Annotated in this window: 15 protein-coding genes; 11 read left to right on the top strand and 4 right to left on the bottom strand. The window is 58.4% G+C overall.

Going from position 1 to position 13,949, the window contains the following annotated elements; all coding sequences use genetic code 11:
- The first annotated feature begins 14 nt into the window (after positions 1-14).
- The 7 genes from rsxB to CKA81_RS02210 all read left to right on the top strand — a co-directional run bounded on the left by rsxB (position 15) and on the right by CKA81_RS02210 (position 6,116).
- Positions 15-644, top strand: a complete 630-nt coding sequence (rsxB, locus tag CKA81_RS02240; RefSeq protein ID WP_128353843.1) for an electron transport complex subunit RsxB — start codon at positions 15-17, stop codon at positions 642-644.
- On the top strand, positions 641-1,279 hold the full coding sequence (gene nth / locus CKA81_RS02235) for an endonuclease III (protein WP_128353842.1): 639 nt from the start codon (positions 641-643) through the stop codon (positions 1,277-1,279). The genes rsxB and nth overlap by 4 nt, the downstream gene beginning before the upstream one ends.
- A 140-nt stretch (positions 1,280-1,419) precedes the next feature.
- The gene (locus CKA81_RS02230) at positions 1,420-2,193 is read left to right on the top strand and encodes an ABC transporter ATP-binding protein (RefSeq protein WP_128353841.1); all 774 of its coding nucleotides are present in this window, start codon (positions 1,420-1,422) and stop codon (positions 2,191-2,193) included.
- Positions 2,190-2,903, top strand: coding sequence for an ABC transporter ATP-binding protein (locus CKA81_RS02225; protein WP_128353840.1), 714 nt, complete (start codon positions 2,190-2,192; stop codon positions 2,901-2,903). The genes CKA81_RS02230 and CKA81_RS02225 overlap by 4 nt, the downstream gene beginning before the upstream one ends.
- A gap of 55 nt (positions 2,904-2,958) precedes the next feature.
- On the top strand, positions 2,959-4,170 hold the full coding sequence (locus CKA81_RS02220; RefSeq protein WP_128353839.1) for an ABC transporter substrate-binding protein: 1,212 nt from the start codon (positions 2,959-2,961) through the stop codon (positions 4,168-4,170).
- 93 nt (positions 4,171-4,263) lie between these two features.
- Positions 4,264-5,151, top strand: coding sequence for a branched-chain amino acid ABC transporter permease (locus CKA81_RS02215; protein ID WP_128353838.1), 888 nt, complete (start codon positions 4,264-4,266; stop codon positions 5,149-5,151).
- Complete coding sequence (locus tag CKA81_RS02210; protein ID WP_128353837.1) at positions 5,148-6,116, top strand: branched-chain amino acid ABC transporter permease; 969 nt, start codon at positions 5,148-5,150, stop codon at positions 6,114-6,116. The genes CKA81_RS02215 and CKA81_RS02210 overlap by 4 nt, the downstream gene beginning before the upstream one ends.
- A 114-nt stretch (positions 6,117-6,230) precedes the next feature.
- Here CKA81_RS02210 and CKA81_RS02205 read toward each other — a convergent pair whose 3' ends face one another.
- The 4 genes from CKA81_RS02205 to CKA81_RS02190 all read right to left on the bottom strand — a co-directional run bounded on the left by CKA81_RS02205 (position 6,231) and on the right by CKA81_RS02190 (position 11,199).
- Positions 6,231-7,007 carry an ABC transporter ATP-binding protein gene (locus tag CKA81_RS02205; protein WP_128353836.1) on the bottom strand — a complete coding sequence of 259 codons (777 nt, stop codon included), beginning with the start codon at positions 7,005-7,007 and terminating at the stop codon, positions 6,231-6,233.
- Positions 7,004-8,866: a branched-chain amino acid ABC transporter ATP-binding protein/permease gene (locus tag CKA81_RS02200; RefSeq protein ID WP_128353835.1), complete on the bottom strand. Its 1,863-nt coding sequence runs from the start codon at positions 8,864-8,866 to the stop codon at positions 7,004-7,006. Before CKA81_RS02200 ends, CKA81_RS02205 begins: the two co-directional genes overlap by 4 nt.
- 4 nt (positions 8,867-8,870) lie before the next feature.
- The gene (locus CKA81_RS02195; protein WP_128353834.1) at positions 8,871-9,908 is read right to left on the bottom strand and encodes a branched-chain amino acid ABC transporter permease; all 1,038 of its coding nucleotides are present in this window, start codon (positions 9,906-9,908) and stop codon (positions 8,871-8,873) included.
- Positions 9,909-10,029: 121 nt separating this feature from the next.
- Complete coding sequence (locus CKA81_RS02190) at positions 10,030-11,199, bottom strand: ABC transporter substrate-binding protein (RefSeq protein WP_128353833.1); 1,170 nt, start codon at positions 11,197-11,199, stop codon at positions 10,030-10,032.
- 332 nt (positions 11,200-11,531) lie between these two features.
- Here CKA81_RS02190 and msrB point away from each other — a divergent pair, with 332 nt between their 5' ends.
- The 4 genes from msrB to CKA81_RS02170 are packed head-to-tail and all read left to right on the top strand — an operon-like array spanning position 11,532 to position 13,561.
- Complete coding sequence (gene msrB, locus CKA81_RS02185; protein ID WP_128353832.1) at positions 11,532-11,924, top strand: peptide-methionine (R)-S-oxide reductase MsrB; 393 nt, start codon at positions 11,532-11,534, stop codon at positions 11,922-11,924.
- Complete coding sequence (locus tag CKA81_RS02180) at positions 11,921-12,511, top strand: septation protein A (protein WP_128353831.1); 591 nt, start codon at positions 11,921-11,923, stop codon at positions 12,509-12,511. The genes msrB and CKA81_RS02180 overlap by 4 nt, the downstream gene beginning before the upstream one ends.
- A complete protein-coding gene (locus CKA81_RS02175) occupies positions 12,511-12,774 on the top strand; it encodes a BolA family protein (RefSeq protein ID WP_128353830.1) in 264 nt (87 codons plus the stop codon). The genes CKA81_RS02180 and CKA81_RS02175 overlap by 1 nt, the downstream gene beginning before the upstream one ends.
- 10 nt (positions 12,775-12,784) lie before the next feature.
- Positions 12,785-13,561, top strand: a complete 777-nt coding sequence (locus tag CKA81_RS02170) for a peptidylprolyl isomerase (RefSeq protein WP_128353829.1) — start codon at positions 12,785-12,787, stop codon at positions 13,559-13,561.
- The last annotated feature ends 388 nt before the right edge of the window (positions 13,562-13,949 follow it).

Here is a 13,949-nt window from a genome sequence, read left to right as displayed (position 1 = left end):
CGCCTGGTTTTTTTATGCCGCTGACTTCTCTTGTTGATCGCATCGACGCGATCCTTCCCCAGACGCAATGCACCCAATGCGGCTACGACGGCTGTCGTCCGTATGCCCGGGCGATTGCCAACGAGCATGAAGCCATCAACCGCTGTCCGCCGGGCGGCCCGGACGGCATACGCCTGTTGGCAGAGCTGCTGGAGGTCCCTCAACTGCCACTGGACGAAAGCTGTGGCAGCCATCAGGCGTTGAATGTGGCTGTGATCGACGAGGCCCATTGCATAGGTTGCACCCTGTGCATACAGGCCTGTCCGGTCGATGCCATTGTCGGCGCCAACAAGCTCATGCACACGGTAATTGCCGATCGATGTACCGGCTGCGACCTGTGTGTGGCGCCATGCCCGGTCGACTGCATTGCCATGGTGCCGGCAAACCGCCTGTGGACGGCCAATGACGCGGCGTCGGCGCGGCGCCATCATCAACAAAGACAAGCACGACTGGCAGCCTTGCACGACGAATCGTCCGGCCTGGCCGCCCGCACACTGGCCAACAAGGCGCCCGTATCGCGCGCGGCCGACGACGACGCGGCGACCCGCAAGCAGGTCATTGCCGATGCGCTTGCCCGGGCGCGAGCGCGCCGCCAGCATTCATGAACCGCGCCAAACGCAGCGAAATCTTCGCCCGCTTTCAAGCCGCCAACCCATCGCCCACGACTGAGCTCGAATACGAGACCACCTTCCAATTGCTGATCGCGGTTCTGCTGTCTGCCCAGGCCACCGATCGCTCCGTCAACCTGGCGACCCGCAAGTTTTTCCCGCAGCACGGTACCCCGCCCGGCTTGCTGGCCCTTGGTGAAGACGGCGTGGCCGATTACATCAAGACGATAGGCCTGTACAAGACCAAAGCCAGGAATGTGATCAAGACTTGCCAGATCCTGCTGGAGCAGTACGACGGTGAAGTGCCGGATGATCGTGAAGCGCTGGAATCCCTGCCGGGCGTCGGGCGCAAGACGGCCAATGTTGTACTGAACACGGCATTCGGCCATGCGACCATCGCAGTCGACACACACATCTTCAGGGTGTCGAACCGGACCGGCATCGCGCCGGGCAAGACGGTGCTTGATGTCGAGCGCAAACTCGAGAAAGTCGTACCCGCGCCCTATATACAAGATGCCCATCATTGGCTCATTTTGCATGGCCGCTACATTTGTGTGGCGCGCAAACCGAAATGCCCCCAATGCGGTATTGCCGACTTGTGCGAGTATCGGCACAAGACGCTCCCGACGTAGAAATAAGCAGAGCACTTCACGTGCTCCCGCCCAGCGTTTAAGGGTTTTCCAGACCCTATGAGAAACCCGCATGGAGTTTTGAAAGGCTTGGTTTCATACTTGCTTGAACCTTCAATAGTACGGCACCTAATCGGCGTGGCATGAGCGACTACATTCTAGAAACCAAAAACCTGACCAAAGAATTTCGCGGCTTCGTAGCCGTCAGCGACGTCAACCTGCAAGTCAAGCGGGGCAATATTCATGCACTGATCGGGCCTAACGGCGCGGGCAAGACCACGTGCTTCAACCTGTTGACCAAGTTCCTGACACCCACATCGGGCCGCATTTTTTTTTCGGGCCACGAAATCACACACGAAAAGCCCGCCCAGATAGCGCGCCGCGGTATTATCCGCTCGTTTCAGATTTCCGCTGTCTTCCCGCAACTGACCGTGCTCGAGAACGTGCGCATCGGTCTGCAGCGTGCTACCGGCCAGTCGTATCACTTCTGGCGCAGCGACAGCGTCTTGAAGCACCTGAACGACTCAGCTTACGAAATCCTTAAAGAAGTCGATCTGGCCGATTTTGCCCAAGAGCAAACCGTCAACCTTCCTTATGGTCGCAAGCGGGCCCTCGAAATCGCCACAACACTGGCCATGGAGCCCGAGCTCATGCTGCTGGACGAACCCACCCAGGGCATGGGCCATGAAGACGTCAGCCGCGTCACCCAACTAATTAAAAAGGTCAGCGTGGGCCGCACCATACTGATGGTCGAACACAACATGAACGTAGTCGCCGAAATCGCCGACACCATCACAGTACTGGCGCGCGGTGCGGTATTGGCCGAAGGAAACTACCAAGAAGTCTCACGCAACGCCGACGTCATGGAAGCCTACATGGGCACAACCACCGGCGAACTTGAAGGGGCTCACCAATGACTACACTCGCACTCCAGATCTCCGACTTACACGCCTGGTATGGTGAATCGCATGTGCTGCATGGGGTTAATCTGGAAGTCGGCACTGGCGAAGTCGTTACCTTGCTGGGCCGAAATGGCTCGGGCCGCACCAGTACGCTACGCGCCATCCTTGGCTTGACCGGCACTCGCAAGGGCTCGGTACGTATTCAGGGCACCGAATCCATCCAGTTGCCAACCTACCGCATTGCGCACCTGGGCATAGGCTATTGCCCCGAAGAGCGCGGCATCTTTGCCGGCCTGACTTGCGAAGAAAACCTGTTGTTGCCGCCCATCGTCGGCGATACGCTGGGCGGCGGCATGTCGCTGGCCGAAATCTACGACATGTTCCCCAACCTCGAAGAACGCAAGCACTCACCCGGCACCCGACTGTCGGGTGGCGAGCAGCAAATGCTCGCTGTGGCGCGCATTTTGCGCACCGGTGCCAATTTGCTGCTGCTGGACGAAATATCCGAAGGCTTGGCGCCCGTCATCGTCCAGGCCCTGGCCCGCATGATCACCACACTGAAAAGCAAGGGCTACACCATCGTGATGGTCGAGCAAAATTTCCGCTTTGCTGCCCCCCTGGCCGACCGTTTTTATGTCATGGAGCACGGTCAGATCGTCGAGGCATTTGCCGCCGGCGAACTCAATGCCAAGCAGGAAACCCTGAACACGCTGCTCGGCGTGTAAACGCATAAAAAAAGTTAAACACCGTGATCGGTACAACAACCAGGAGATCTACCACATGAAACTGCGCACCCTAACCGCGGCGTTCGCGCTCGCCGGTCTTGGCTTCACCCTACCCGGCCAAGCTGCCGGCGTTTCCGACGATGTCATCCGCATCGGCATGATCACCGATATGTCCAGCGTCTATTCCGATATCGATGGCGCCGGCGGCGGCGAAGCCGTGCGCATGGCCATTGAAGACGCGGGTGGCGAAATCAACGGCAAGAAGATCGAGTTCATGATCGCCGACCACCAGAACAAGGCCGACATCGCCTCGGCACGGGCACGCGAATGGTTCGACGAGCAAAACCTCGATATGCTCATAGGCGGCACCAACTCGGCCACCGCGCTGGCCATGGCAGCCGTTGCCGAAGAAAAGAAAAAGCCATTCATCGCCATCGGACCGGGCTCGTCCAACCTGACCAATTCGCATTGCACCCCCTACACCATCCACTACGCCTATGACACCATTGCGCTTGCGCGCGGTACAGGCTCTGCCATCGTGGAAGAAGGCGGAAAGTCGTGGTTCTTCCTGACTGCCGACTACGCTTTCGGTCACTCGCTCGAGCGTGACACCAGCAATGTAGTCAAGGCTGCAGGCGGCGACGTCGTGGGCGCCGTGCGGGTTCCACTGGGTACATCCGACTTCTCTTCCTTCCTTGTGCAGGCACAGTCGTCCGGCGCCAAGATCCTCGGCCTGGCAAACGCCGGCGGAGACTTCATCGCCTCGGTCAAGTCGGCCAAAGAGTTCGGCGTAACAGAAACCATGAAGCTGGCCGGTTTGCTGGTGTTCATCAACGATGTCCACGCATTGGGTCTGGATGCCACGCAAGGCTTGAACCTCACGTCCGCCTGGTACTGGAACCAGGACGACGCTTCACGCGAATGGGCACAGCGTTTCTTCAAGAAGCTCAATCGCATGCCGTCCTTCCTGCAGGCAGGTGACTACTCCGCCGCATCCTACTACCTGAAGGCTGTCAAGGCCACCGGCACCGACGATGCCGACACCATCATGAAGTGGATGAAATCCAACAAGGTCAACGACTTCTTTGCAAAGGACGCCACCGTCCGCGAAGATGGCCGCGTGGTCAACGACATGTTCCTCATGGAAGTCAAGAAACCATCCGAGTCCGAAGGTCCGTGGGACTACTACAAGGTTGTCAAGAAGTTGCCCGGCAGCCAAGTCTATGCATCCCTGGAAGAGTCCACCTGCAAGCTTATTAAAAAATAGCTCTTTACTTAAGAGGCCCCCCTCGAGATCCGGGAGGGGCCTCTTGTTTCATCCCGGGGTCGCAGGCGGCCCCGTCACGGACTTCATATCGTTATGACTGCACTATTCGGCATACCTATCCAGGCCCTGCTGGGGCAACTGTTGTTAGGCCTGGTCAACGGCTCGTTTTATGCTGTGCTTTCACTAGGCCTGGCTGTAATTTTTGGCCTGCTCAACATCATCAACTTCGCCCATGGCGCCCTGTACATGCTGGGCGCCTTTGTCGCCTGGATGGGCTTGCAGTACCTGGGGCTGAACTACTGGCTCATGCTGATCATCGCGCCAATAGTCGTGGGCGTGGTAGGCATCGTGCTCGAACGCACGCTTATCCGGCACCTGTACAAGCTGGACCACTTATATGGGTTACTGCTGACCTTCGGCCTGACCCTGCTCATTGAAGGCATATTCCGCAGTATGTACGGCGTTTCCGGCCAGCCCTACCCCACGCCCGACCTGCTCAAAGGCGGTGTGAACCTGGGCTTCATGTATTTGCCCATCTATCGCGGCTGGGTCGTCGTGGCGTCCATAGTGGTGTGCCTGGCAACCTGGTTCGTTATCGAGAAAACCCGTTTGGGCGCCCTACTGCGCGCCGGCACGGAAAACCCCAAACTGGTCGAAGCGTTTGGCGTCAACGTCCCGCTTATCGTTACGCTTACCTATGGCTTCGGCGTGGCCCTGGCCGGCTTCGCAGGGGTGCTTGCCGCACCCATCATGCAGGTCTCGCCGCTGATGGGCTCCAACCTCATCATCGTCGTGTTTGCGGTTGTTGTCATCGGTGGCATGGGCTCCATCATGGGCTCCATCCTGACGGGACTGGGGCTGGGTGTAATCGAGGGCTTCACCAAGGTGTTCTGGCCTGAAGCATCCAACACCGTTGTCTTCATCATCATGGTTATTGTCTTGTTGTTGCGTCCAGCCGGTCTATTCGGGAAAGAAAAATGAATCGTCAATTACTTAGCTACATACTGGTTGCGATCATCGTTGCCCTGTTGCCGGCCATAGGCGCCTACCCGATCTTTGTCATGAAGGTCATGTGTTATGCCCTCTTTGCCTGCGCCTTCAACCTGCTGCTCGGTTATACCGGCCTGCTGTCCTTTGGCCATGCCGCCTTTCTGGGCGGTGCCGCCTACGCCAGCGGCCATGCCATGGCTGTTTGGGGCTTTCCCACCTTTCTCGGCCTGCTGTTCGGCACCGGCGTGGCCGCCCTGATGGGTCTGGTCATGGGATTGGTCGCGATCCGGCGTAGCGGCATCTACTTTGCCATGATCACGCTGGCCATGGCCCAGATGGTGTTCTTCTTCTTCCTGCAGGCACCCTTTACGCACGGCGAGGATGGCTTGCAAGGCATACCGCGCGGCGATCTCTTCGGCCTGGATCTGTCCAACGACCTGAACCTGTATTACGTGGTCATGGCCATTTTCTTTATCGGCTACGCCATCTGCTGGCGCACCATCAATTCGCCCTTCGGGCAGGTGCTCAAGGCCATACGCGAAAATGAGCCACGCGCCGTATCCCTGGGCTATAACGTCGACAATTTCAAGTTGCTGTGCTTTGTACTGTCGGCTGCGCTCGCGGGCCTGGCAGGTTCGACCAAGGCCCTGGTATTCGTGTCGGCAACGCTGTCTGATGCCACCTGGCAGATGTCGGGCATGGTCATCCTCATGACCCTGATCGGCGGCCTGGGTACCTTCACCGGCCCGGTGTTGGGTGCCTTCATTGTGGTCATGCTCGAGAACAAAGTTGGTGAACTCGGCCGCTTCCTGAGCCGCTCAACCGGGGTGGAATGGTTCCAGATCCTGGGCGAGTCGGTCACCATCGTGATCGGCCTGATCTTCATCATTTGCGTCATGGCCTTCCGCCGCGGCATCGTGGGCGAAATCGTCCATCGCCGCAAACGCTCATCGTAGATACGGAGATGGGGTCAGGTCTTGCAATCACGCATGCGTGATTGCAACGCCTGACCCCACTTTCAAAAAAAAGGGACGGCCAATGACCGTCCCCTTTTTTTCTTTCGATGAGATTTAGACTTGCTCGGCCACCTTCTTGGCGTTGCCCAGGCCCAGATAGCTTTCGATCACCCGCGGGTTACCGCTAAGCTCTTTGGCCTTGCCTTCCAGGATGACTTCGCCGGTTTCCAGCACATAGCCATAGTCGGCCACCTGCAAGGCGGCGCGTGCGTTCTGCTCGACCAGCAAGATAGCCACGCCGGTGCTGCGCAAGCGCGAGATGATCTGGAAGATCTCGCGAACAATCCGCGGCGCCAGCCCCAAGCTGGGCTCGTCCAGCATCAGCAGTTGCGGCTGGGCCATCAACGCGCGCCCCACCGCGAGCATCTGCCGTTCGCCGCCCGACAACGTACCCGCTTCTTGCAGACGCCGCTCACGCAGGCGGGGAAACAGCTCGTAGACCTCGTCCATGGTGTTGCGCCAGCCGTGCTTGCCGGCGCGGTACAGCCGGAAGCCGCCCAACAGCAGGTTGTCTTCCACCGACATGCTGCCAAACAGCTCGCGACGTTCAGGTACCAGCGACATGCCGTCCGATACCCGACGCTCGACCTGCCAGGAACCGACCTCGGCACCCAGGTACTGTATGGAACCGGAACTGCTGCCTGTGGCAGGCAAGGCCCCCATGATGGAGTTAAGCAAGGTGGACTTGCCTGCGCCGTTGCCACCGATGACCGTCACAATACTGCCACGCGTCACAACGATGTTGGCTCCGACGACAGCATTGACTTTGCCGTAACGGGCCGACAGGTCGGTGACCTGAAGAATGGGGTGTTTAGGCTTGTTCGTGCTCATGCGATTCCTCCGGTCGCTGCGGGTGCGCCTGGTACAGCGCCTTCTTGCCCGGCAGGTGGCTGATCGAAATCGAAGTCGTCATCGATCCCGCCCAGATAAGCGGCCAGCACGGCGGGGTTTTCCTGTACCGCCGCAGGGGTGCCTTCAGCGATCTTGGTACCGAAGTCCATCACGACCAGGTGGTCGGTAAGGTTCATGACAAAATCCATATCGTGCTCGACCAGGAGAATGCTCATGCCTTCCTGGCGTAACTGATCCAGCACATGAGCGAGCTCTTGCTTCTCTTTGTAGCGCAACCCCGCTGCAGGCTCGTCCAGCAGCAGCAGTATGGGGTCCGCCGCCAGCGCCCGTGCGATTTCCAGTATGCGCTGCTGGCCCAGCGCCAGATTGCCGGCTTGCTCGTACAAATAGTCGCCCAAGCCGACACGCTGCAACTGCCGGGCCGCTTCATGCAGCAGCTCGGCCTCGTCGCGACGTTCCAGATGCAGCGCCGCCGACAACACACTGACCTTGCGACGCAAGTGGGCACCCAGGGCTACGTTCTCGAGTACGGTCATGGTGGGCAGCAGTTGCACGTGCTGGAAAGTGCGTCCGACGCCCAGCTTCGCGATCTCTCGGGAAGGCAGGGTATCGAGGCGCTCGCCCAGGAAGCCAACCTTGCCCCGCGTTGCCGGCAACACGCCGGTAATGAGGTTGAAGGTGGTGCTCTTGCCTGCACCGTTGGGTCCGATCAGGCCCATGATCTCGCCGGCCTTCAGCTTGAAGCTGATGTCATTGACCGCGACCAGGCCGCCGAACTCTTTGCGTATACCGTCCACTTCCAGCACCAGTGACCCTTTTTCGGGTCGTCGACGCTGGGTCAACGCAGCGGCTTCGGGTGGAGCGCCACGGCGGCGGCGATCGCTGGAGCCGGTAAGCACGGCCCACCAGTTATGCAGTATCGGCCATACGCCATCGCGCGCATACTGAAGCACGAGGATCATCAGTATGCCGAATACGATCAGTTCGAAATTAGAGGTCGTATCCAGGATTTTGGGCAGGACGTTTTGCAACTGGTCTTTAAGCGTGAGGATCAGGCCGGAACCCAGCACCGCGCCCCATACGCTGCCCGCGCCGCCCACCACCGCCATGAACAGGTACTCGATGCCGTAGTTCAAGCCAAACGGGCTGGGGCTGACGGCTCGCTGCATATGGGCATACAGCCAGCCGGACAGACAAGCCAGCAAGGCGGCATACACAAAGATAATGACCTTGTAATTCGCCATGTTGATGCCGAAAGACTCGGCCATGCCGCCGCCACTTCTCAGCGCCCGGATGGCTCGACCCGGACGAGAGTCCAGCAGGTTGCGGGTAGCCCACATCGACAGCAGTACAGCGATCCAGATCAGGTAGTAGATGTCGCGGCCCTGCCCCAGCGAGTACCCGAAGATCTGGATGGGCTGTATGCCCGCAATACCGTCGTACTGACCCAGAAAGCCAAGGTTGCCAAACAGGTAGTACAGCGACAGGCTCCAGGCGATGGTCCCCAGCGGCAGATAATGGCCGGACAGGCGCAAGGTGATTGCGCCCAACACATAGGCCACCACAAAGGTCACGGCCAGCCCGATGCCCAGCGCCACCCAGGGCGACCACCCTATGGATGTGGTAAGCCAGGCAGTGGTATAGGCGCCTATACCGACGAATGCCGCCTGTCCGAACGACGTAAGGCCGCCTATGCCGGTCAGTAGCACCAAGCCCAGGACGACCAGGCTGGCTAATCCGATGTAATTAAGGTGAGTGATCCAGAACTCGGGGGTGCCCGACAGTAGCGGCAAAACACCCAGTGCCGCGACGACAACGATAAGCAATATGCGATTCATGTGCTTACTCCTCGTCGTCAATATGATGCGAGCGGAACGAGCGCCACATCAGTACAGGGATAATCAGCGTAAACACAATAACCTCTTTGTACGCGCTAGCCCAAAATGATGAAAAGGCTTCCAGGATGCCAACGAACAGAGCCCCGCCAGCAGCAATCGGGTAACTGATCAGTCCGCCGAAGATGGCGGCAACAAAGCCTTTGAGGCCTATCAGGAAGCCCGTGTCGTAATACACGGTGGTGACCGGCGCGATCAACATGCCGGACAGCGCGCCAATGGCAGCCGCCAGCGTAAACGTCAGGCTGCCGGACATATTCGTGCTGATGCCGACCAGGCGGGCACCACGGCGGTTGACGGCGGTAGCGCGCAGCGCACGACCATACAGCGTCTTGCCGAAGAACACCCACAGCGCCAGTATCAGCAAGCCGCAAGTACCCAGCACAAAGAAAGTCTGAGCCGACCAGGTGACCGCACCCATTTGCACTTCGCCTTCCATGAAAGGCGGCGTACGCCAACCTTCAGCGCCGAAAAACACCAGCGCCAAACCGGTCAGGGCAAAGTGCACCGCCACGGAAATGATCAACAGTACAAGCACGCTGGCTTCAGCCACCGGTTGATAAACCAGGCGATACAGCATGGGCCCCATAGGAACCACAAGCGCCATGGAAAACAGCACGTTGACCCACAAGGAGGTCTCGGTACTGACCACGTATGGCGCCAACAGGTAGAGCACAATCGGCAGCACTAGCGCCCAGGACAGCGTTTTGGGGATGCCATTCCAGTTGCTGCTGCGTATTGCGGCAATGATCTCGACGGCCGACACCAGCACGCCGATGATAAGAAGCAAGGTGACCGTGCCCGGCATGCGACCGTTGACCATAAAGGCCAGCGTCAAGGCGCCAAAGGCAACGAACTCGCCTTGGGGAATGAAGATAACGCGGGTAACGACAAATACCAATACCAGCGCCAGCCCCAATAATGCGTAGATGGCGCCATTCATGACGCCATCCTGCAGCAATATCAGTACGATTGTTGAATCCATTTCGGATAAGCCATGAAATCGGGGCGCAAAAAACGCCTTGCGCCCCTAATGCTACAAAAACCCTGCAATACGCTTGCTCCGGCAGCCACGAAGTGACCCGCTGGAGCAATAAGGCCGGCGCTTACAGGTCTGGCTGATACGTCCACTTGCCGTCGACAACCTTGACGATGACGCGTGCGCGCTCATCGAAACCGGCGTGGTCGGTGGGGCTCATGTTGAACACACCCTGCGAAGCAGGAAGGTCCTTGATCTGCTCGATGGCATCACGCATCGCCTGGCGGAACTCGGGCGTGCCGGGCTTGGCGCCGGTCTTCAGGGCGTTGGGGATGGCCGTGGTAACCAACAGGCCGGCGTCCCACATGTGACCACCGAAGGTGTTGATGGTGCCTTCGCCGTACTTGGCTTCGTACGCGGTCTTGTACTCGAGCGCGCTCTTCTTGACCGGGTTGCTGTCGGGAAGCTGATCGGCGACCAGCAGCGGACCGGCGGGCAGGATCATGTCGTTGCAATCTTTGGCACATACACGCAGCACGTCATTATTGGCGGCTCCGTGGGTCTGGTACATGATGCCCTTGTAGCCACGGCTTTTGAGTTCGCGCTGTGGCAAGGCAACCGGCGTACCCGAGCCAGCCACGAGGATGGCGTCAGGCTTGGCGCCAACCAGCTTCAGGGCCTGGCCCGTAACGCTGGTGTCGGTGCGGCCGTAACGCTCGGTGGCGACCATCTTGATGCCCTTGGCCTTCGCGGCTTCGGTCATGACGTTCAGCCAGCCTTCGCCGTAAGCGTCGTTATATCCGATGAAACCAAGCGTCTTGACGCCCTGCTTCTCCATGGCGTCGGCCAGGGCACCGGCCATCAACTGGTCGTTCTGCGGGGTCTTGAAGACCCATACGCGTGCGCCTTCGACGGGCTCGACGATCTTGGCGTTGGCAGCAACACTGATCATGGGTGTTTTGGTTTCGCCAGCGACGTCGACCATGGCCAGCGAGCCAGGGGTGACGGAGGTGCCAATGACCACGTCGACCTTGTCGTCCGTGATGAGCTTGCGCATGTTCTTGACTGCCACCGTGGTGTCAGTGCCATCGTCCAGAACGATGTATTCGATCTTCTGGCCAGCCACCTCGGTTGGCAACAGTGCAACCGTATTGCGCTCCGGAATACCCAAGGACGCTGCAGGACCGGTGCTGGCCACGGTGATGCCTACCTTGATCTGGGCCGATGCCATCATCGGCAAAGTCAAGGCTATTGCCCCCGCCAACACCGAAAGTCGAACTGTTTGTTTAAGATTCATTTTTGTCTCCATGGTAGACATGACGCCCTCTTCTCGGAGGAAGTTACGAGGCTGACGTTATACAAAATTTGGATCGTTACTGACTTTAACGTATCACTTTAAATCGGCAAAATGCAATTGCGGTGCCCTTGGATAGTTTAAGCCTCTAGCGATTTTAGCGGGTGACTCGGAATTATCGACAAAAACAGATACAAAGTCTTTTAGGGGATTCCCTGCATAGACATCGTGTAAAAAAAGTAAGATGAACACGGAACCAATGGTCTGCAGCCAAAGTCGATTAACATTGCACCTGAGCATTAGTGAAGTTCTGAACAAGGCTTATAGGCACACAAGTGAACAAGATATCTAAACCCGACGCGCAGTGGCGCGCCGAACTGACCCCGGAAGAATACGCTGTTGCGCGCCTCAAAGGCACCGAGCGTCCCTTTACCGGCCGCTATTGGGACACCACCGAACCCGGAATCTACCGCTGCGTGGGTTGCGGAACGCCGTTGTTCGCCTCAGACACCAAGTTCGATGCCGGCTGCGGCTGGCCCAGCTACTTCGAAGCACTTGACCCGGCGAACGTGCGCGAAGAGACCGACACCACCCATGGCATGGTGCGCACGGAGGTTCTGTGCAATGTATGTGACTCTCACCTGGGGCATGTCTTCCCTGATGGCCCACCCCCTACGGGACGCCGCTATTGCATTAACTCGCTGTCAATGAAGTTTGAGCCTAAATGAAGAAATTCCTGTTTGACCTTTTCCCGCTCATCCTTTTTTTCATTGCGTTCAAGTTCTCCGACATCTATACCGCAACGGCTGTCGCGATTGCAGCCGGCATTGGGCAATTTGCCTGGTTGAAGATCATGGGCAAGGCCATCGAGGCCACCCACTGGATCAACCTAAGCGTCATCATCGTATTCGGCGGCGCCACGCTATTTTTTCAGAACGATGCTTTCATCAAATGGAAGCCCACCGTGTTGTATTGGCTTTTTGCGGCGATCTTGCTGGGCGGCAAGCTCTTTTTTGGTCGCAACCTAATTGAAAAGCTGATGGGTCCCAAGGTGTCCATGCCCAGGGCTATCTGGGACAAGCTCAACTACAGCTGGGCGGCTTTCTTCATCGGCTCTGGTGCGCTGAATCTTTATGTGGCGTTTTCCGGCGTGTTTACCGAAGCCCAATGGGTCAACTTCAAGGTCTTCGGATTGATGGCGCTGCTTCTGCTGTTTGTCATCCTGCAGTCACTGTGGCTGGGCAAGCACATCAAGGAAGAAGCACCACAGGTAGAAGCCCTGGCACCGGGCGGGGAACCAAAGGAGCGTTCGTAATGTCTACAGAACGAATGAAACTGCTCGAATCCCGCCTGCAGCCACTGGCCGCCACCTACCTCGAGATCATCGACGAATCCCACCTGCATGCCGGGCACGAAGGAGCGCGCGGCGGCGCCAGCCATTTCCGCCTGCATATCTGGACCGATCAGTTCGACAGCCTGTCTACCATTGCCCGTCATCGCCTGGTCTATGACCGCGTCAGCGACTTAATGCCTTTCCCCATTCATGCCTTGGCCATCGTAGCCAAACCCAAACCCTAAAAGGAACTTCATGAAACGACTCGCTGTATTTGCTGCAGCATGCGCCATCGCCATCCCGGCCTTCGCGCAACCGGCAGCCACCGTCAATGGCCAGGAAATCTCGCAAGCTACGCTGGATCAGTTTGTCGCCTTATTGATCGCCCAAGGTGCACAAGACTCACCAGAGCTACGCACCCAAGTAAAGCAAGAGATGGTTAACCGCCTGGTCGCGGTACAGGCCGCAGAAAAAGCCGGTATCGACAAGAAACCGGAAGTGAAGCTCGAGATCGAACTGGCTCGCCAAGGCATCCTGGTTCGCGCGCTGACCGCAGACTATCTGGAAAAGAATCCGGTTACCGAAGCCAAGGTAAAAGCCGAGTACGAAGAGATCAAGAAGGCCCAGGCCGGCAAGCAGGAATACAAGCTGCGTCATATCCTGGTGGAAGACCAGAAGGCCGCTGAAGACCTGACTGCAGCCATCAAGGCCAAGAAGACCACATTCGCCGCCGCAGCCGAGAAAGACTCCCTCGACCCGGGCAGCGGCAAGAATGGCGGCGACCTCGGCTGGGGCCCCGCCAGCAACTACGTCCCCGAATTCGCCGATGCCGTGCAAAAGCTGAAAAAAGGCCAGATGACCGACAAACCCGTCAAGACCCAGTTCGGATGGCACATCATCCAGGTCGAAGACGCCCGCGACGTCGAATTCCCAGCCTTCGAAGAAGTGAAGCCGCAACTCGAAGAGATGATGCGCCAACAGCAAGTCGTCGAGTTCCAGCAAGACCTCATCAAGAACGCGACAATCAAATAAGCAGCAAGCTAAACAAAAGGCCCGGCTGAGTCTAAACAATGACTCAGCCGGGCCTTTTTACTGTGTGCATTTGCGCCAGTGGCCCAGCCGCATCCAAGCTTTCAAAAACCCGCCCACGCCACGTCAACCGAATGTAAAAAGTCGATCCGCAGGGGATCGACTTTTTACGGCCCTGCAACCTCCTCCTCCACCAGCCGGTGGTGGAGAAACACGCCAAGCACTCAGCCCGTCCCAGCGACCTGCCATTCGAACACACCGCAGCGTGGCGGGCGCTGTGGCCGGTTTGCGGGACTTTGGGGCCGAGCGAGCCGCTCGCGAAGGCAGCCCGAACGGGCGAACGAGCAAGGCGATGTGGTGTTCGGCGCGCAGGGCGCCGAACCGGCACCGT

Source organism: Pollutimonas thiosulfatoxidans, assembly GCF_004022565.1.
In the GTDB taxonomy this organism is placed as follows: domain Bacteria; phylum Pseudomonadota; class Gammaproteobacteria; order Burkholderiales; family Burkholderiaceae_B; genus Pusillimonas_D; species Pusillimonas_D thiosulfatoxidans.
This window is presented reverse-complemented; position numbering and strand designations above follow the sequence as displayed.